Here is a 17,880-nt window from a genome sequence, read left to right on the forward strand (position 1 = left end):
CGCGCCGCCGAAAGCACAAAGCCGGGCGTCAGCCCGGCTTTGCCTGTGTCCGTCAGTGCGCGGGCCGGTGTCAGCCGGACTTGCCCAGCCGGTGCAGCAGCTTGTCCTTTACCAGCGGCGTCACGAATTTCGACACGTCGCCGTCCAGCCGGGCGATTTCCTTGACCAGCTTGGAGGCAATCGCCTGATGCCGCGCCTCGGCCATCAGGAACACCGTCTCGACCGAGCTGTCCAGGGCCCGGTTCATGCCGACCATCTGGAATTCATACTCGAAATCGGCCACCGCCCGCAGGCCGCGCACGATGATCTGGGCGCCGACATCATGGGCGCAGTCGATCAACAGGTTTTCGAACGGATGCGCCACGATTTCAGTGCCGGTCTCATCGCTCAGCTTGGCGCATTCCGCTTCGATCATCGCCACCCGCTCCTCGAGGCCGAACAGCGGCCCCTTGTCACGGTTGATCGCCACGCCGATGACCAGCTTGTCCACCAGCGCGCTGGCGCGGCGGATGATGTCGATGTGCCCGATTGTGATCGGGTCGAAGGTGCCGGGATACAGACCCACGCGCATGGGCGGCCTCCTGCCTTGTCAGAAATTTCTGCACACGCAAACATATTTGCTGCCGCCAATGCAAGGGGGCAGAAATACGGACGCCGCGCCTGCGGCTCAGTGCCCCATGATCATGTCTTGCAGCGCGTCTTTCTCCATCGCCACCTGCGCCAGCTGCGCCTTCACCGCGTCGCCCAGCGTCACGATCCCGACCAGCTTGCCGTCTTCGACCACCGGCATGTGGCGGAAGCGCCCGTCTGTCATTTGCTTCAGAACCTCGCCGACATTGGACTGGTTGGTGCAGGTGACCAGTTTCCGCGTCATGTAACTGCTGACCGGCTGATCCAGGCAGGTGGCCCCTTCCTTCGACAATTCCCTTACAATGTCGCGCTCTGACAGGATGCCATCCGGCGTTTCGCCATCTGCGGAAATAACCACGGTGCCAAAACGGTTGTCCGACATCACTTTTGCCGCCTCGGCCACGCTTGCATCCGGCTTGACTGTCACCACACCGGAGCTGGCCTTGGACTTCAAAATGACCTGAACAAGCATACAGCAAACCTCCGAAATTTTATTGCGTTACAGCAAGGTTTGCCGCAACGCAGCTTTAAGTCAAGGCTTCCAGCCGGGCCACCTCGTCGCGGATGCCCTTGGACAGCGCCTGGGCAAAGCGGTTCAGCCGCTCGCTGCGCTGGTCGCCCTGATGCCGCACCAGGTGGAAACTGCGCGTCAGGCTGACTTTGTCGGTCAGGATCTTGCGCAGCATCCGGTGGGCCGGCAGGCTGAAATCATGCGCCACGCAGATCGCGGTGCCCTGTGCTGCCATCTTGATCTGCACCGAAACGGAGTTGGACGCCAGCGCCACGCGCTCGACGCCGATATCGTTCAGGTAATCCAGCTCCTTGTCGAAAATCATGTCGGGAATATAGCCGATCATCTTGTGGCCCTTAAGGTCCTCCAGCGTCTCGATCTCCGGATGCTCCTTCAGGTAATGGCGCGAAGCGACAAGGTGCAGCTTATAGTCGCAGATCTTTTGCACCAGCAGTTTGCCCGCGGTCGGCGCACTGACCGTGACCGCCATATCCGCTTCGCGGCGGCTGAGGTTGATCACCCGCGGCAGCGCCACGATCTGGATGTCCAGATCCGGGTTCTCCTCGGCGATCTGGGCACAGACCTGCGGCAATATGTAGTTGGCGCTGCCGTCCGGGGCGCCGATGCGGATCTGCCCGGACATAGTGTCGCTGGGGCCGCTCAGTGCCTCGGTCCCTGCCCGCATCGCCTGTTCAGCCGCCTCGGCATGCACCAGCAGCCGGTCGCCGGCCGCGCTCAGCGCATAGCCCTGCGGCGATTTCACGAACAGCGGCGTCTCCAGCGCCGCCTCGAACCGGGCAATACGGCGACCGACGGTTGCAGGATCCATCTTGAGAATGCGGCCGGCGCCGGACAGGCTCGCCTCCCGGGCCACCGCCAAAAACACTTTCATATCATCCCACTGCGGATCCATTGGCCCCGGGTCCTCCGTTTTCCTGCGAACGCAACATTAACCTTTTGCGTTCCTGCAAAGCCTCTTTGAAATGTTTCCTCTTTTCCGACGTTTTTTGCAAGCCTACGATAAGGGCAAGATGAACAGAGGAGGATCCGATGAAAGAACTCGGCCACTTTATCAACGGCAAACTGGTTTCCGGCACCTCGGGCCGCTTTGACGATGTTTTCAACCCCGCAACCGGCGAAGTGCAGTACCAGTGCCCGATGGCCAGCGCTGCCGAGACCACCGATGCGATCGAAAAGGCCGCCGCGGCGCAGCCCGCATGGGGCGCCACCAACCCGCAGAAGCGCGCCCGCGTGATGATGGCGATGGTTGGCCTGATGAACCGCGACATGGACAAGCTGGCCGAGGCGCTGAGCCGCGAGCACGGCAAGACCATCCCGGACGCCAAGGGCGACCTGCAGCGCGGCCTGGAAGTGATCGAATACTGCGTCGGCGCGCCGCAGATGCTGAAGGGTGAATTCACCGACAGCGCAGGCCCCGGCATCGACATGTACTCCATGCGCCAGCCGCTGGGTGTTGTCGGCTCGATCATGCCGTTCAACTTCCCCGCCATGATGCCGCTGTGGCACGTCGGCCCGGCGCTGGCCTGCGGCAACGCCGTGGTGCTGAAGCCCTCCGAGCGGGACCCCTCCGTGCCGCTGATGCTGGCCGAGCTGTTCATCGAGGCAGGCCTGCCCGAAGGCGTGTTCCAGGTCGTGAACGGCGACAAGGAAGCCGTCGACACCATCCTGGACAGCGAAATCATCCAGGGCGTGTCCTTCGTCGGCTCCACTCCGATTGCGCAGTACATCTATTCCCGCGCCACCGCCAACGGCAAGCGCGCCCAGTGCTTCGGCGGCGCCAAGAACCACATGATCATCATGCCCGACGCCGATCTGGACCAGGCCGCTGACGCGCTGGTCGGTGCAGGTTTCGGCGCGGCCGGCGAACGCTGCATGGCGATCTCGGTTGCGGTGCCGGTCGGTGAGGAAACCGCCGACAAGCTGATCGAGAAGCTGATCCCGCGCATCGAAACCCTGAAAGTCGGCCCCTACACCGCCGGCGATGACGTGGACCTGGGCCCGGTTGTGACCGCGGCCGCCAAGGAGCGCATCCTGGGCCTGATCCAGTCCGGCGTCGACCAGGGCGCCAAGCTGGTGGTCGACAACCGCGACTTCAAACTGCAGGGCTACGAGGACGGCTTCTTTGTCGGTGCCCACCTGTTCGACCATGTTACCCCCGACATGGACATCTACAAGCAGGAGATCTTCGGCCCGGTGCTTTCCACTGTGCGCGCAGGCACTTACGAGGAAGCCCTGAAGCTGGCGATGGATCACGAGTACGGCAACGGCACCGCGATCTTCACCCGTGACGGCGACACCGCGCGCGACTTCGCATCCCGTGTCAACATCGGCATGGTGGGCATCAACGTGCCGATCCCGGTGCCGCTGGCCTACCACACCTTCGGCGGCTGGAAGAAGTCGATGTTCGGCGACCTGAACCAGCACGGCCCGGACAGCTTCAAGTTCTACACCCGCACCAAGACCGTGACCTCCCGCTGGCCCTCGGGCATCAAGGAAGGTGGCGAGTTCAACTTCAAGGCAATGGACTAACCTCCTGCTCCTTATCAGGAAAAGGCCCCGGGTATCCCGGGGCCTTTTTCATTTCCTGCCGTTCGCTGTTCGGTCGGCAGCACCGCCGCTAGCAGGCTGTCCAGCCAGATCCGACGACTTTCCGGGTGATTCATGCGTCGTTCGAACTGCCGGTACAGCGCCGCAACCGGCAGCTTCGGATTGACCGGATTGCCGTTGGGGCCGCCGGGAAGGCCAACTTCAGGTTCCTGGCATCAGGGAACGCCAGCATCTTATGACTCGCAGCCGCCAGGCAGACCCGGGACCACAATGCCGCCCTGCGGCCATTTCCGCAGGGCGTCGGCGCAAAAGGAGCGGGAATGATGGCGATCCTGCAATGGCACTGGATTTTTGCCGGAAAAGCGGCGGTGGAGGCCGGTTTTTGCTTGTTCCGCGGCGTAACTCGTCTATCCGGTCTGCAACAGACAGACAAACGGCAGGCGCATGAGCAAGACTTCCGAACCGAACCAGCCGCTGGCGGCGGCACGACCCGCGCGCGACTGGGTCAAGATCCTGGCCCAATACCGCGATCCCAGCCCCCTGCGCAGCAGCTTTGAGCTGGCGGTGACTGTTGTGCCGTTCCTGCTGCTCTGGGCGCTGGCCTGGTGGTCGCTGTCGGTCAGCTACTGGCTGACGCTGGCCATTTCGGTGCTGATCGCCGCCTTCCTGTTGCGCCTGTTCACCATCCAGCACGATTGCGGCCACGGATCCTTCTTCAACAACCGCCATGTCAGCGACTGGGTGGGCCGCATCATCGGGGTGCTCACCCTGACCCCCTATGACGTCTGGCGCCGCACCCATTCGATCCACCACAGCACCCACGGCAACCTCGGAAAGCGCGGCATGGGCGACATCCACACGATGACCGTGGCCGAATACCGCGCCGAAAGCCGCTGGGGCCGTCTGATGTACCGGCTCTACCGCCACCCTGTCACCTTGTTCGGCATCGGCCCCGGCTACCTGTTCTTTCTGCAGAACCGCATCCCCTACGGTTTGACCGGGCAGATGCGTTACTGGGTCAGCGCCATGGGCACCAATGCCTCGATCCTCGCGGCGCTGGGGCTGATCTGGTATTTCGGCGGGCTGATGCCTTTGCTGCTGATTTTCCTGCCTGCCACGCTGATCGCCGCCACCGCGGGCCTGTGGCTGTTCTATGTCCAGCACCAGTTTGAGAACACCCAGTGGCAGCAGGACAGCGAATGGCAGCTGCATGACGCCGCTCTGCACGGCAGCTCGCACTACGTGCTGCCGCCGGTGCTGCAATGGCTCAGCGCCAATATCGGCATCCACCATGTGCACCACCTCTACAGCCGCATCCCCTTTTACCGGCTGCCCGAGGTGCTGCGCGACCATTCCGAGCTGGCCGAGGGCAACAGGATGACCATCCGCGAAAGCCTGGCCAATGCCCGCCTGCACCTGTGGGACGAGGACAGCAAGCGTCTTTTGTCCTTTGCCCAGGCCCGCAACCTGCCGGCCTGATACGCGATTGATGCCGGGGCGGCGGTGTTCCGCCGCCCGGCGCAACACAAGCTTGTGAGGCGGTGAAATTCCGCTATGCCGCCCCTAGGAAAACCCGCAGCGATGATTATCTTGCGGCGGAGTTTTCGAGCAGCACGGTAGAGGCAACATGACCAAACTCCGCATCACCCGCCGCGCAACCCTGATGGGCCTTGGCGCCACGCTGGCCACCCCGGCCCTCCTGCGTGCGCAGTCCACCGACGCCTTCCCGCAGAACGAACCCGCCATCCGCGACGAGGTGCCGGTTCAGCGCAACCTGTCCGCCTTCACCCAGCAGAACTGGCAGGACCATTTCGAGACCCTGGGCGTCGGCTGCCTGCTGGCCGACATCAGCTCCCGCGCGCTGCATTACTGGGGACCGGACGGCGAAACCTACCGGCTGTTCCCGTCTTCGGTGCCGATGACCGAGGATCTGACCAAGCGCGGCTACACCGAGGTCGTACGCAAGAAAGAAAACCCCAGCTGGACGCCGACCGCCTCCATGCGCGAGCGCGACCCGACGCTGCCGGTGACAATTGAAGGCGGCGTGCCGAACAACCCGCTGGGCACCCGCGCGATGTATCTGGACTGGCCTGCCTATCTGGTGCACGGCACCCATGACACCCGCAAGATCGGCCGCCAAAGCTCCTCAGGCTGCATCGGCCTGTACAACCAGCACGTCGAGGAACTGTATGAGCTGGTGCAGATCGGCACCCAGGTGCGGCTGCTGTAACCGCGGCCTGCCAGCCGGTTCGATCCCACTGCAAACGGCATAGGGCGCGGCGGATGCCGCGCCCTTTTGCTGTTCCCGCTGGCCTTACGCCAGGCTGATGTGGTCCGGCTTCAGTCCTGCCTCAGAGCGCTCAAGGGCTTTTTCCATCAGCGCCTCGAAGCTGCGGGTGAAGCTTTCGGTGTCATAGAGCGGGCCGGACTGGATGCCGTCCTTCAGGCGGGCTTTCACCTCTGCCAGATAGGCCGGATCGCGGGCCAGCTTCAGGGCGAGCGCCTCGTACTGTTGCGGCGTCGCGGCTGCCAGGTCATCCAGGCCCACGGCATGCAGCAGGCTGGCCGCAACCCGGGCGGCAAACTGCTTGCCTGCTTTCGTGACCACCGGCACCCCTGCCCACAGGGCGTCGCTGGCGGTGGTATGGGCGTTGACATTGAACGTGTCGAGGAAGAGATCGGCGTGGCGCAACCGCGCCAGATGCTCTGCCTGCGGAAGCGTACCGGCAAACACGATCCGTTCCGCCGCGATACCGCGCTGCTCTGCTTCCTTGGCGATGGCCGTGCGCACAGTCTCCTGGTTGGCATAGAACCACAGCACGCTGCCCGGCACGCTGTGCAGCAGGTTCATCCAGATATCGAATTCCGCCGGAGACACCTTGTATGGCCCGTTGAAAGAGCAAAAGACAAATGCATCCTCCGGCAAGCCGAGTTCGGCGCGCGACGGAACATGGCTGGCTGCCTGACGGGTGTTGTCATTCACCTGGTAGCAGTCAGGCATATAGATGATCTTCTCGGTGTAGTGCTTCCTCAGATTGGCCGGAATGGTGACCTGATCGGCCACCATGTAATCCATTGCCTGGATCCCGGTTGTTCCGGGATAGCCAAGATAGGCAACCTGCACCGGCGCCAGCCGGGACTGGAACACATTGACCTTGTTGCCCCTGGTGTAGCCCTTCAGGTCGATGGCGATATCCAGTTCGTCGGCGCGGGCGGTCTCGACGATTTCGGCATAAGTCTTGTCCGCAACATGGCGGTAAACATCGGCAGCTCGCTCCGCCCGCAGGCGGCCTGCCTCGTGGGTCGCCTTGCCGTAGTCGTACAGGATCACCTCGAACCGGCCGCGGTCGTGCAGCTCGAACAGGCGGCCGATCAGGAACATGGTCGCGTGATCGTGGAAATCGCTGGAAAAGTAGCCGAGCCTGATTTTACCGGGCTGCCTCTGGGGCCGGACAAAAGCCTCCTCTTGAAGAGAGGCTTTTGCCGCTCTTGCAACCTTTACCGAGCAGCTTTTCTGAAACGCAGGGTCATCGGTAACGGGCAGCATCGCAAACGGGTCCACGTTGCTCGCTGAATTCTTGATGACCTTCAGGGTCTTGCTGAGGTTCTTGAAGGCAGACCAGTCCGCGTGCCGGAGCTTCAGGAAGATCATCCGAACCAGCGCGATGGCATTTTTCGGATCCGTCTGGGCAGCCAGCTCAAAAAAACCGATCGCCTCCTGCTCCCGGTTCAGCCGCATCAGGTAGGTCCCGATGTTGCACTGGTACTGGGCGTTGCCAGGGTCGAGCTTCAGGGCTTCCAAATGGGACAGGATAGCCATTTCTGGCCGCATCATCAACTCAAGCGTTTCGCCCAGCATGAAATGCAGTTCAGCGTTCCGAGGCTCGATCTGAATGGCCTGCTGCACCAGCGGCACCGCGGCCTGCAGTTCGCGGCCGATGATCAGCTTGCGCGCCTCGGCAATCAACCGCTTAACCTGCCCGGCCGCGTCATCTTGGGAAATGCCCGACTGCCCCGGCTGCATATCCAGCGAGACCCTCGCGTGCGGGCTTGCCGGATCGGGGGCTTCGAAATTGCTGGAGACGATGCCTTTGGGGGCGCCGCCGCCCTGGGCCAAGAAATGTTGTGCGCCTGTTCTGGACACGTGAACAGCTCCTTTGTGGAATGCTTCCGCCAGGCTTTGCCTGCGAATTGGGTCTTTGCCCCCGACACTCGGCGAATTTTCTTAAGATTTCCCTCACCCCGCTGCCGCGCTGGCCCGGCATCCGGCGCGGCATTGCTGCACGGCGGCTTTGCATTTGCGCAGCTTGCCTCAGCGTCCGCCGGCCGCTATTAAATAAACAACTGTTCAATTCATCTGAGCGACGGGAGGAGCTGCGCATGGATTTCGCACTGACAGAGGAACAGCAGGCCATTTTCGACATGGCCCATGCATTCGGCCAGGAAAACATCGCACCGCATTCCCGCGAATGGGAAAAGGCAGGCACCATCCCCAAATCCCTGTGGCCGCAGCTGGCAGAGCTCGGCTTTGGCGGGCTTTACGTGTCCGAGGAATACGGCGGCTCCGGCCTCACGCGCCTGGACGCCACCCTGGTGTTCGAAGCGCTGGCGATGGCCGATCCTGCGATAGGCTCCTTCCTGTCGATCCACAACATGTGCGGCGGCATGATCGACAAGTTCGGCTCCGAGGAGACCAAGCAGAAATGGCTGCCCGCGCTTTGCACCATGGAGAAGATCTTCTCCTACTGCCTCACCGAACCCGGCTCCGGCTCCGACGCCGCGGCGCTGAAAACCCGCGCCGAGCGCAGCAATGAGGGCTACATCCTGAACGGCACCAAGGCGTTCATCTCCGGCGGCTCCTACTCCGACGCCTATGTCGTGATGTGCCGCACCGGCGAGGATGGCCCCAAAGGCATCTCCACCGTGGTGGTCGAGGACGGCAATCCGGGCCTCTCCTTCGGCGCGCTGGAGGACAAGATGGGCTGGAAGGCGCAGCCCACCTCGCAGGTGCAGTTCGACGACTGCGCGATCCCCGCGGACAACCTGATCGGCGAGGAGGGCAAGGGCTTTTCCTACGCAATGGCGGGCCTCGACGGCGGCCGCCTGAACATCTCCGCAGGTGCGCTTGGCGGCGCCCAGGCGGCGCTGAACCAGACCGTCCAGTACATGTCCGAGCGCAAGGCCTTCGGCAAATCCATCAACCAGTTCCAGGCGCTGCAGTTCCGGCTGGCGGAATATGAAACCCGCCTGCAGGCCGCCCGCACCTTCCTGCGCCAGGCCGCGTGGAAGCTGGATACCGGCGCCCATGACGCCACCAAGTTCTGCGCCATGGCCAAGCTGATGGTCACCGATACCGCCTTTGATGTGGCCAACGGCTGCCTGCAGCTGCACGGCGGCTACGGCTACCTGGCCGACTACGGCGTCGAGAAGATCGTGCGCGACCTTCGGGTGCACCAGATCCTGGAAGGCACCAACGAGATCATGCGCCTGATTGTCGCGCGCCAGCTGATTGCGGAGTAATCTGCAATCGGCAGACTGCACGCGGCGCAAATACTGATGGAGCACGCCCGATGAGTGATATCCATATCCGCAAGTCCGGCCACGCCGGCCGCATCACCTTCACCCGCCCCAAGGCGCTGAACGCGATGAGCTACGGCATGTGCATGGCGATCGACGCCGCCATGCGCGAATGGGCCGGCGATGACACCGTCAAGCTGGTGGTGATTGACGCCGAGGGCGACAAGGCCTTTTGCGCGGGCGGCGACATTGCCGAGCTCTATGACACCGGCACCAAGGGCGACTATTCCTATGGCCGCACTTTCTGGCGCGATGAATACCGGCTGAACGCGCGGATCTTCGAATACAAGAAGCCGGTGATCAGCTTCATGCAGGGCTTCACCATGGGCGGCGGCGTCGGAATCGGCTGCCACGGAACCCACCGGGTGGTCGGCGAAAGCAGCCAGATCGCCATGCCGGAAGTCGGCATCGGACTGGTGCCGGATGTGGGCGGCTCGCTGATGCTGGCGCTGGCGCCGGATCACCTGGGCGAATACCTCGGCATGACGGCGGCGCGGATGGGGGCCGACGATGCCATCCTTGCAGGCTTTGCCGATTATTTCATCCCGCAGGAGGGCTGGCCCGCGCTGATCGCCGCGCTGGAGGAGACCGGCAGCGCGAAGCTGGTGGAGGACGCCGCCAATCCCGCGCCGGAAGGCAAGCTGCGCACGGTCCGCGAAGACACTGCCAGGCATTTCGGCAAGGACAGCCTGGAAGACATCCTTGCAGGGCTTGAAGCGGATGACAGCGAATTTGCCGCGGCTGCGCTAAAATCGCTGAAGCGCAACTCGCCGTTGTCAATGGCTTGCACGCTGGAGATGCTGCGCCGCCTGCGCGCCGATGGCCCCGCCATCCGCCGGGCGCTGGACCTGGAATACCGCTACACCTTCCGGGCCATGGAAAAGAGCGATTTCCTGGAGGGCATCCGGGCCCAGATCATTGACAAGGACCGCAATCCGCAATGGCAATATGCAGGCCAGCCGGTGCCGGCACAGGCGGTTGACGACTTGCTGGCGCCGCTCGGCGCCGATGCGCTGACATTTGAGGAGGAACTCGCATGAAGATCGGATTTATCGGGCTGGGCAACATGGGCGGGCCGATGGCCGCCAACCTGGCCAAGGCCGGCCATGACGTCACCGGCTTCGACATGGCTGATGTCAGCATCGAAGGGGTCAAGATGGCGGCCTCCGGCGCGGAAGCCGCGGCAGGCGCCGATGCGGTGATCACCATGCTGCCCAACGGCGCCATCCTGCGCCTTGTCGCGGCAGAAGTGATCCCAGCCATGGCCAAGGGCGCCGCGCTGATCGACTGCTCCACTGTCGATGTGGACTCCGCCCGCGCGGTCGCGGAACAGGCCGAGGCCGCAGGCCTCCTCTCCGTCGACGCGCCGGTCTCCGGCGGCATCGGCGGCGCTGCCGGCGGCACGCTCACCTTCATGGCCGGAGGCTCGGCAGAGGCGTTTGCCGCAGCGGAACCGCTGTTTGATATCATGGGTCAGAAGGCCGTGCATTGCGGCGAAGCCGGCGCCGGCCAGGCCGCCAAGATCTGCAACAACATGATCCTCGGCGTCACCATGATTGCCACCTGCGAGGCCTTTGCCCTGGCTGACAAGCTGGGCCTGGACCGGCAGAAGATGTTCGACGTGGTCTCCACCTCCTCCGGCTACAGCTGGACCATGAACGCCTATTGCCCGGCCCCCGGCGTCGGCCCGCAGTCGCCCGCCGACAACAACTACCAGCCCGGCTTTGCGGCGGAGCTGATGCTCAAGGACCTGGGCCTCAGCCAGCAGGCGGCCGAGAGCGCCGATGCAGACACCCCGATGGGCGAACTGGCAATGGCGCTTTATAAGAAGTTCGTCGAGGAGGAAGACGGCAAGGGCATGGATTTCTCTGCCATGCTGCCCCGTTTCGAAAAACGCAGCCGCGAAGGCTGACAGGCGCCTCTGCGCCGTTGAGGCCAGACACACCTGACACCAAACAACCGGCCCTGAAAGGGGCCGGTTGTTTTGCATTTGCGGCCCTTTCAGAAGAATACCGTGAAGCCTGCGCCAATCTCCCGGATTTTGGCGCCTGCCCGCCACACTTCCGTCAAGGTTCAGGGCCATTTGATAGGGCGAACGATAACATTTTAATAAATACTCTCAGGGCTGCCGGAATGGCCACCGCAACCGAACTCAGCATCGACACCACCGCCACCGCCACCCAGATGGCGGAGGAGATCTTTGGCGATGGCCTCACCGTCACCAGCGCGACCTATAGCGGCGACAACCTGTCCTCCGGCATCTACACCGGTGCCGACACCACCACTCCCGGCGTGGCGCCCGCGGATTCAGGCGTCATCCTGTCGACCGGATACGCCCGCGATTTCACCAACAGCGACGGATCCTCCAATACCAATGTCCGCGGAAACACCAGCACCAATACAAGCGGTGTGAACCGGGACACCGATTTCGACGCGCTGGCAGGCGCTAACACCTACGACGCCTCGTTCCTCGAAATCGAGTTCATCCCCGATGGCGACACCATGACCATCGACTTCGTGCTGTCGTCCGAGGAATACCCCGAATTCGCCAACTCCCAGTACAACGACGTGGTCGGTGTCTGGGTGAACGGGGTCGAAGCTCAGGTGTCGATCGGCGACGGCACAGCCTCGATCGGCAACATCAATGACGGCACCGAAAACATCTACGTGGACAATACTGGCGACCAGTACAACACGGAGATGGATGGCTTCACCATCACCCTGACCTTTGTCGCCCCGGTGAACGCGGGCGAGGTCAATACCCTCAAGATCGGTATCGCAGATACTGCTGACAGCAGCTATGACAGCAACCTGCTGATCGCCGGCGGGTCTGTTCAAACCGCGGTCGTCGCCCAGGACGACCAGGAAGACATCGCCGTAAACAAGACCCGGGTGATTGATGTCCTTGAAAATGACAGCACCACCGCCGGCACGCTGACCATCACCCACATCAACGACCAGGCCGTTTCGGCCGGCGATACCGTCACGCTGACAACAGGCCAGCAGATCACCCTGAACGCCGACGGCACCCTGACCGTTGTCACCGACGGCGACTTGGAAACCGTCTACTTCAACTACACCGCAGACAACGGAGAGGGGAACTCCGACACCGGTCTGGTGGAAATCACCCAGACCGTGCCCTGTTTCCTGCGCGGCACGATGATCCGGGTGCCCGGCGGCGAAGTCGCGGTCGAGGACCTGCGCCCCGGCATGGAAGTGATGACCTACGACAACGGCCCGCAGGTGCTGCAATGGATTGGCTCCCGCCACACCGTCTGTACCCCGGACACCGCCCCGGTCCGCTTTGCCGCCGGCAGCTGCGGCAACAGCCGCGACCTCCTGGTCTCGCCGCAGCACCGGATGCTGGTCTCCGGCTTCCAGGCGGAGCTGCTGTTCGGCGAGGACGAGGTGCTGGTCAAGGCCAAGGACCTGGTCAATGACCTGACCATCCGCCCGGCGCTGGACCTGGCGGAGGCCGAATACTTCCACCTGCTGTTCGGCAGCCACCAGATTCTCTGGGCCGACGGCGCCCTCAGCGAAAGCTACCAGCCCGGTCCGGAAACCACGGCCGGCTTTGACGCCGGCACACAGGCGGAAATCCGCGAATTGTTCCCGGAAATTTGCGCCGAAACCGGCCGCGGCTACGGTAATGCCGCCCGCCGCGCCCTGCGCAGCTTCGAAGCGCGGGTTCTTGCCGCTGCCTGAACCGCAACTGGCGGCGCGCCGCCACCCTTTTTCCGCTCTCTTGGATTTGGCGTACAGCCCGTTATGTGAAGAGCAGCGAAAAAAGGATTCCCTGGAAATGGTACGCCGTCACCTTGTTCCGTTCACCGTTCTTGCCGCGGCTTGCGCGCTGGCGATTCCGCTGGCTGCGGGCAATGGCGGCAATGAAGAGGCGCGCCTGCAATGCCCCCAGGGGCTGGCGGTGAAAGCCTCCCATTGCGTGCCGCCCGGCGTGACTAAGAAATTCTACCGCCGCGGCGATCACATCCTGGACGACTACACCTGGATCGGCCAGCCGGGCCAATGGGCACCCGACCCCTACGGCAGCTATGTCCAGGCCGGCGGCTACGTCTATCAGGTGAACCGGGAAACCCAGAAGGTGTTGCGCCTGATCGGCGCGGCAGGCGACCTGCCGTACTGACACCTTGCGCGGCGGGCGGTCAGGACCGGGCCATCGCCTCCATCGCCTGCCGCGTCTCCTCATCCGCCGGAAACAGCATCTCGATCCTCAGCTCGGACATCATCAGATCGCCGGTGCCGCCGAACTGGGTGATGGTCGAGAAGAACGACAGCACCTGCCCGTCCATCCTGTAGCGCGCCGGGATCACCGCCGGCAGCGCGGCCTCCGGTACCGCGCCCTGGGCCGCCGCATTGGCCTGCAGCCGTGCCACTGCCCGCTCCAGCACCGGATCGGCGCCGGAATGCGCCAGCTCGGTGCGAAGCCGCGCCAGGCTGTGCCGTTCCACTTCCTCCAGATTGTCCAGCGCCGCGCGCAGCGCTGTATTGTCCAGCAGCGCATCGATCAGGCTGCTGCCCTTGGTGACACCGGCGGCGCCCAGCATCAGTTGCGCCGCCTGGTTCACCTCCAGCAGCTTCCAGTGCCGGTCGATCATCATCGCAGGATAGGGCGCGTGGCGCTCCAGCATCCGCTCTGCCGCCTGCCTCAGCGGCGCCAGCTCCGCATCGTCCAGCGCCCGGCTTATATAGGACGGCGCCAGCCCCGCCGCTGTCAGCAGCTGGTTGCGGGCCGCCCCCGGCAGCTGCAGTTCATCACTGAGCCGCAGCACCATGCCGCGGCTGGGATGAGAGCGGCCGCTTTCCAGAAACGACAGGTGCCGGGCTGAGACCCCGGCCTCCAGCGCCAGCTGCATCTGGCTCATCCGCCGCAGCCCGCGCCATTTCTTCAGAACCGCACCAAATGCTTCTGCCATGCTGTGCCTCCGTATTGCGCAGCTTAGGCCGATGCACCCGGAAATTCACTTACCTCCCAGGTAATTGTTTTACCTCCCTGCCCCGCCGCATCCTGCAGGCGGCACAACACAGGAGCCTTCCAATGACCCACGCCGCCGCAACCCGCATGCTCAAGACCGTCTCGATCCTCTCCGCCGCCTTCGGCCTCGCGATGGTGCTGGCACTGGCCACGCCGCTGGGCGCGGCACTTGGCCTGTTCATCGACCTTGCCTTCCTGCCCGTGGACGGCGCCCAGGCGCTCACCCCCGGGCCGGCCGCGCTGATGACTGCCATCAGCGGCGGGCTGATGTGCGGCTTCTGCGTTCTGATCTACCTGGTGGCAGAGCATGTCTTCAGCACCGACCCGGCCCTTGGCCGCCGCCTGCTGATCCCGGCGCTGCTCGCCTGGTACATCCCCGACAGCCTCGGCTCCCTTGCTGCCGGCGCTTGGTTCAACGTGGTAATGAACACGCCTTTCCTGCTGCTGTTCCTGGCGCCGCTGATGCTGGCCCGCCCCGCCGCCGCGCAAACCGCATAAGAACAGGGGGCGCACCCGCCCCTTGTTCACCTTTGCAGAAATACTCCGGGGTGAATTGGCCAGAGGCCAAGAGGGGCAGCGCCCCTCCCACCTCAAACGCTACCCTTATTCCGCCGCCACCTTCCGCGCCGCCAGAATGTCCTTCAGATAGCGTCCGGTGTGGCTGCGCGGCTCATCGGCCACCGCCTCCGGCGTGCCAGCCGCAACGATCTCGCCGCCGCCGTCGCCGCCCTCCGGGCCGATGTCGATAATCCAGTCGGCGGTCTTGACCACGTCCAGATTGTGCTCAATCACCACCACAGAATTGCCCTGCTCCACCAGTTCATGCAGCACTTCCAAGAGCTTCTTCACGTCCTCGAAATGCAGGCCGGTGGTCGGCTCATCCAGGATATACAGCGTCCGCCCGGTGGAGCGTTTCGACAACTCCTTGGACAGTTTCACCCGCTGCGCCTCTCCGCCGGACAGGGTGGTCGCCTGCTGGCCCACCTTGATATAGCCAAGGCCAACCCTCATCAGGGCGTCCATCTTGTCACGGATTGCCGGCACCGCCTGGAAGAACTGCTGTGCGTCCTCCACCGTCATATCCAGCACATCGGCAATGCTCTTGCCCTTGAACTTGATCTCCAGCGTCTCGCGGTTGTAGCGCGCGCCCTTGCAGGTTTCGCAGGTGACGTAGACGTCGGGCAGGAAATGCATCTCGATCTTGATGACGCCGTCGCCCTGGCAGGCCTCGCAGCGGCCGCCCTTGACGTTGAAGGAGAACCGCCCGGGCTTGTAGCCGCGCGCCTTGGCCTCCGGCAGTCCGGCAAACCAGTCGCGGATCGGGGTGAAGGCGCCGGTGTAGGTTGCCGGGTTCGACCGCGGCGTGCGCCCGATCGGGCGCTGGTCGATGTCGATCACCTTGTCCAGATGCTCCAGCCCCTTGATGCTCTCGCAGGGCGCAGGCGTCTGGCGCGCGCCATTGAGCCGCATAGAGGCGGTCTTGAACAGCGTCTCGATGGTCAGCGTCGACTTGCCGCCGCCGGACACGCCGGTCACGCAGACGAACTTGCCCAGCGGAAACTCCGCCGTCACCTCTTTCAGGTTGTTGCCGGTGGCCTTGACCACCTTGATCTTCTTCTTGTTGCCCTTGCGCCGCTTCGTGGGCACTGAGATTTCCCGCGTACCCGCCAGATACTGGCCGGTGATAGATCCCGCATCCGAGGCAATCATCTGCGGCGTGCCGTGGCTCACCACCTCGCCGCCATGCACCCCGGCGCCGGGGCCGATGTCGAACACATAATCCGCCTGGCGGATCATGTCCTCGTCATGCTCCACCACGATCACCGTGTTGCCCTGGTCGCGCAGGTTCTTCAGGGTGCCGATCAGCCGGTCGTTGTCGCGCTGGTGCAACCCAATGGACGGCTCGTCCAGAACGTAGAGCACCCCGGTCAGGCCAGAGCCGATCTGGCTCGCCAGACGGATCCGCTGGCTTTCGCCGCCAGACAGGGTTCCGGATGAACGGGACAGCGTAAGGTATTCAAGACCCACGTTATTCAGGAAACCTAGCCGCTCGCGGATCTCCTTGACGATGGCGCGGGCGATCTCCTGTTTCTGCTGGCTCAGATGGTTCGGCACATCCTCGATCCAGGCCAGCGCCTCGCGGATCGACAGCTGCACCACCTGCCCCACATGCACCCCCGCGATCTTGACCGCCAGCGCCTCGTCGCGCAGCCGGTAGCCTTCGCAGTGATGGCAATGGCGGTTGTTCTGGTAGCGCTCGAACTCCTCGCGGATCCAGTTGGAATCGGTCTCGCGGTAACGCCGCTCCATGTTCGGGATGACACCCTCAAACGTCCGCTCAACTTGATAGACCCGCCCGCCCTCGTCATAGCGGAACATGATTTCTTCTTCGCCGGACCCATACAGGAACACCTTCTGCACCTTCTCGGGCAGGTCCTTCCAGACGGTGTTCTTGTCGAACTCGTAGTGCCGCGCGATGGCTTCGATGGTCTGCAGGAAATAGGGCGACTTGCCCTTGCGCCAGGGCGCCAGCGCGCCGTCATAGACCTTCAGGCTCTGGTCCGGCACCACCAGGCGTTCGTCAAAGAACAGTTCAACCCCCAGCCCGTCGCATTCCGGACAGGCCCCGAACGGCGCGTTGAAGGAAAACAGCCGGGGCTCGATCTCCGGAATGGTGAAGCCGCTGACCGGGCAGGCAAAGTTTTCGCTGAAGGTGATCCGCTCCGGCTCGCCCTCCTTGGGCGCGGTCTCCAGAATGGCAATGCCGTCGGCCAGATCCAGCGCGGTGCGCAAGCTGTCCGCCAGCCGGGTTTCCATGCCTTCGCGCACCACCAGACGGTCGACCACCACGTCGATGTCATGGCGGAATTTCTTGTCCAGCACCGGCGGCTCGTCCAACTCATAGAACGCGCCGTCCACCTTCACCCGCTGGAAGCCCTGCTTGCGAAGCTCCAGGAATTCCTTCTTGTACTCGCCCTTGCGGTCGCGGACGATCGGCGCCAGAAGGTAACCGCGGGTGCCCTCTTCCATCTCCATGATCCGGTCGACCATGTCCTGCACCTGCTGCGCCTCGATCGGCAGCCCGGTGGCCGGGGAATAGGGCGTGCCGGCGCGGGCAAACAAAAGGCGCAGATAGTCATAGATCTCCGTCACCGTGCCAACGGTGGAACGCGGGTTCTTCGAGGTGGTCTTCTGCTCAATCGAGATTGCCGGGGAAAGACCGCTGATATGGTCCACATCCGGTTTTTCCATCATGTCGAGGAACTGGCGCGCATAGGCGCTGAGAGATTCCACATAGCGGCGCTGGCCCTCGGCATAGATGGTATCGAACGCCAGCGAGGACTTGCCCGAACCCGAAAGGCCGGTGACCACCACCAGCTCATCGCGCGGAATATCCACGTCGATGCTCTTCAGATTGTGCTCGCGCGCGCCGCGCACTTCGATGGATTTCAGCTCAGCCATAATGCCCCCGTACCCGCGCCGCCGAACCCTTGGCGGACGCCCGCCCTACAGATAGGGAATGCTGTGGAAAACGCCAAGGGCAAAATGAGAACATTGCGCGAACAGGATGAAGTTTGCTGACAGCAGCTGGCAGCAGGCG

The 17,880-nt window shown here is 63.5% G+C and carries 15 protein-coding genes; 9 read left to right on the top strand and 6 right to left on the bottom strand.

Features of this window, described 5'->3' with window-relative positions:
• Nucleotides 1-70: 70 nt before the first annotated feature.
• The 3 genes from coaD to KUW17_RS03255 form a co-directional block, all read right to left on the bottom strand.
• A complete protein-coding gene (coaD, locus tag KUW17_RS03245; RefSeq protein ID WP_222475866.1) occupies nt 71-571 on the bottom strand; it encodes a pantetheine-phosphate adenylyltransferase in 501 nt (166 codons plus the stop codon).
• Between the two features lie 96 nt (nt 572-667).
• Nucleotides 668-1,102 (bottom strand): CBS domain-containing protein, encoded by a 435-nt coding sequence (locus KUW17_RS03250; protein WP_222475868.1) that lies wholly within the window; start codon nt 1,100-1,102, stop codon nt 668-670.
• 55 nt (nt 1,103-1,157) lie between these two features.
• On the bottom strand, nt 1,158-2,054 hold the full coding sequence (locus KUW17_RS03255; protein ID WP_222475870.1) for a LysR family transcriptional regulator: 897 nt from the start codon (nt 2,052-2,054) through the stop codon (nt 1,158-1,160).
• Nucleotides 2,055-2,191: 137 nt separating this feature from the next.
• Between KUW17_RS03255 and KUW17_RS03260 the strand changes: the two genes are divergently transcribed.
• The 3 genes from KUW17_RS03260 to KUW17_RS03270 all read left to right on the top strand — a co-directional run bounded on the left by KUW17_RS03260 (nt 2,192) and on the right by KUW17_RS03270 (nt 5,939).
• A complete protein-coding gene (locus KUW17_RS03260; protein ID WP_222475871.1) occupies nt 2,192-3,691 on the top strand; it encodes a CoA-acylating methylmalonate-semialdehyde dehydrogenase in 1,500 nt (499 codons plus the stop codon).
• Between the two features lie 462 nt (nt 3,692-4,153).
• Nucleotides 4,154-5,188, top strand: a complete 1,035-nt coding sequence (locus tag KUW17_RS03265; protein WP_222475872.1) for a fatty acid desaturase — start codon at nt 4,154-4,156, stop codon at nt 5,186-5,188.
• 148 nt (nt 5,189-5,336) lie between these two features.
• Nucleotides 5,337-5,939, top strand: a complete 603-nt coding sequence (locus tag KUW17_RS03270; RefSeq protein ID WP_222475873.1) for a L,D-transpeptidase — start codon at nt 5,337-5,339, stop codon at nt 5,937-5,939.
• Between the two features lie 84 nt (nt 5,940-6,023).
• On the opposite strand, the gene KUW17_RS03275 is transcribed toward KUW17_RS03270, so the two are convergent.
• On the bottom strand, nt 6,024-7,853 hold the full coding sequence (locus KUW17_RS03275) for a hypothetical protein (RefSeq protein WP_222475874.1): 1,830 nt from the start codon (nt 7,851-7,853) through the stop codon (nt 6,024-6,026).
• A 236-nt stretch (nt 7,854-8,089) separates the two neighbouring features.
• On the opposite strand from KUW17_RS03275, the gene KUW17_RS03280 reads away from it, so the two are divergent.
• From KUW17_RS03280 to KUW17_RS03300, 5 genes are all read left to right on the top strand, one after another.
• Nucleotides 8,090-9,229 carry an acyl-CoA dehydrogenase family protein gene (locus KUW17_RS03280; RefSeq protein WP_222475876.1) on the top strand — a complete coding sequence of 380 codons (1,140 nt, stop codon included), beginning with the start codon at nt 8,090-8,092 and terminating at the stop codon, nt 9,227-9,229.
• Nucleotides 9,230-9,279: 50 nt separating this feature from the next.
• Nucleotides 9,280-10,326: an enoyl-CoA hydratase/isomerase family protein gene (locus tag KUW17_RS03285; protein ID WP_222475878.1), complete on the top strand. Its 1,047-nt coding sequence runs from the start codon at nt 9,280-9,282 to the stop codon at nt 10,324-10,326.
• The gene (mmsB, locus tag KUW17_RS03290) at nt 10,323-11,198 is read left to right on the top strand and encodes a 3-hydroxyisobutyrate dehydrogenase (RefSeq protein ID WP_222475879.1); all 876 of its coding nucleotides are present in this window, start codon (nt 10,323-10,325) and stop codon (nt 11,196-11,198) included. The genes KUW17_RS03285 and mmsB overlap by 4 nt, the downstream gene beginning before the upstream one ends.
• 221 nt (nt 11,199-11,419) lie before the next feature.
• Nucleotides 11,420-12,991 carry a choice-of-anchor L domain-containing protein gene (locus KUW17_RS03295; RefSeq protein WP_222475880.1) on the top strand — a complete coding sequence of 524 codons (1,572 nt, stop codon included), beginning with the start codon at nt 11,420-11,422 and terminating at the stop codon, nt 12,989-12,991.
• Nucleotides 12,992-13,088: 97 nt separating this feature from the next.
• Nucleotides 13,089-13,430 (top strand): hypothetical protein, encoded by a 342-nt coding sequence (locus tag KUW17_RS03300; RefSeq protein WP_226428347.1) that lies wholly within the window; start codon nt 13,089-13,091, stop codon nt 13,428-13,430.
• Nucleotides 13,431-13,449: 19 nt separating this feature from the next.
• Here the strand turns inward: KUW17_RS03300 and KUW17_RS03305 are convergent, their stop codons facing one another.
• Complete coding sequence (locus KUW17_RS03305; protein ID WP_222475881.1) at nt 13,450-14,220, bottom strand: helix-turn-helix domain-containing protein; 771 nt, start codon at nt 14,218-14,220, stop codon at nt 13,450-13,452.
• 122 nt (nt 14,221-14,342) lie between these two features.
• Between KUW17_RS03305 and KUW17_RS03310 the strand changes: the two genes are divergently transcribed.
• Entirely contained in the window at nt 14,343-14,777 is a 435-nt protein-coding gene (locus tag KUW17_RS03310) for an excinuclease ABC subunit A (protein ID WP_222475882.1), read from the top strand.
• Between the two features lie 105 nt (nt 14,778-14,882).
• On the opposite strand, the gene uvrA is transcribed toward KUW17_RS03310, so the two are convergent.
• Nucleotides 14,883-17,741 carry an excinuclease ABC subunit UvrA gene (uvrA, locus tag KUW17_RS03315; RefSeq protein ID WP_222475883.1) on the bottom strand — a complete coding sequence of 953 codons (2,859 nt, stop codon included), beginning with the start codon at nt 17,739-17,741 and terminating at the stop codon, nt 14,883-14,885.
• Nucleotides 17,742-17,880 lie beyond the last annotated feature (139 nt).

This window comes from Leisingera aquaemixtae (assembly GCF_019801145.1).
GTDB classification, from domain to species: domain Bacteria; phylum Pseudomonadota; class Alphaproteobacteria; order Rhodobacterales; family Rhodobacteraceae; genus Leisingera; species Leisingera aquaemixtae_A.

What these genes read in the sequence shown, in the direction of transcription:
- KUW17_RS03310 (WP_222475882.1), top strand. Translation starts at nt 14,343, where the DNA reads ATGACCCACGCCGCCGCAACCCGCATGCTCAAGACCGTCTCGATCCTC.
- KUW17_RS03270 (WP_222475873.1), top strand. Translation starts at nt 5,337, where the DNA reads ATGACCAAACTCCGCATCACCCGCCGCGCAACCCTGATGGGCCTTGGC.
- KUW17_RS03295 (WP_222475880.1), top strand. Translation starts at nt 11,420, where the DNA reads ATGGCCACCGCAACCGAACTCAGCATCGACACCACCGCCACCGCCACC.
- KUW17_RS03250 (WP_222475868.1), bottom strand. Translation starts at nt 1,102, where the DNA reads ATGCTTGTTCAGGTCATTTTGAAGTCCAAGGCCAGCTCCGGTGTGGTG.
- KUW17_RS03255 (WP_222475870.1), bottom strand. Translation starts at nt 2,054, where the DNA reads ATGGATCCGCAGTGGGATGATATGAAAGTGTTTTTGGCGGTGGCCCGG.
- KUW17_RS03260 (WP_222475871.1), top strand. Translation starts at nt 2,192, where the DNA reads ATGAAAGAACTCGGCCACTTTATCAACGGCAAACTGGTTTCCGGCACC.
- KUW17_RS03265 (WP_222475872.1), top strand. Translation starts at nt 4,154, where the DNA reads ATGAGCAAGACTTCCGAACCGAACCAGCCGCTGGCGGCGGCACGACCC.
- coaD (WP_222475866.1), bottom strand. Translation starts at nt 571, where the DNA reads ATGCGCGTGGGTCTGTATCCCGGCACCTTCGACCCGATCACAATCGGG.
- KUW17_RS03305 (WP_222475881.1), bottom strand. Translation starts at nt 14,220, where the DNA reads ATGGCAGAAGCATTTGGTGCGGTTCTGAAGAAATGGCGCGGGCTGCGG.
- uvrA (WP_222475883.1), bottom strand. Translation starts at nt 17,741, where the DNA reads ATGGCTGAGCTGAAATCCATCGAAGTGCGCGGCGCGCGCGAGCACAAT.
- KUW17_RS03280 (WP_222475876.1), top strand. Translation starts at nt 8,090, where the DNA reads ATGGATTTCGCACTGACAGAGGAACAGCAGGCCATTTTCGACATGGCC.
- KUW17_RS03285 (WP_222475878.1), top strand. Translation starts at nt 9,280, where the DNA reads ATGAGTGATATCCATATCCGCAAGTCCGGCCACGCCGGCCGCATCACC.
- mmsB (WP_222475879.1), top strand. Translation starts at nt 10,323, where the DNA reads ATGAAGATCGGATTTATCGGGCTGGGCAACATGGGCGGGCCGATGGCC.
- KUW17_RS03300 (WP_226428347.1), top strand. Translation starts at nt 13,089, where the DNA reads ATGGTACGCCGTCACCTTGTTCCGTTCACCGTTCTTGCCGCGGCTTGC.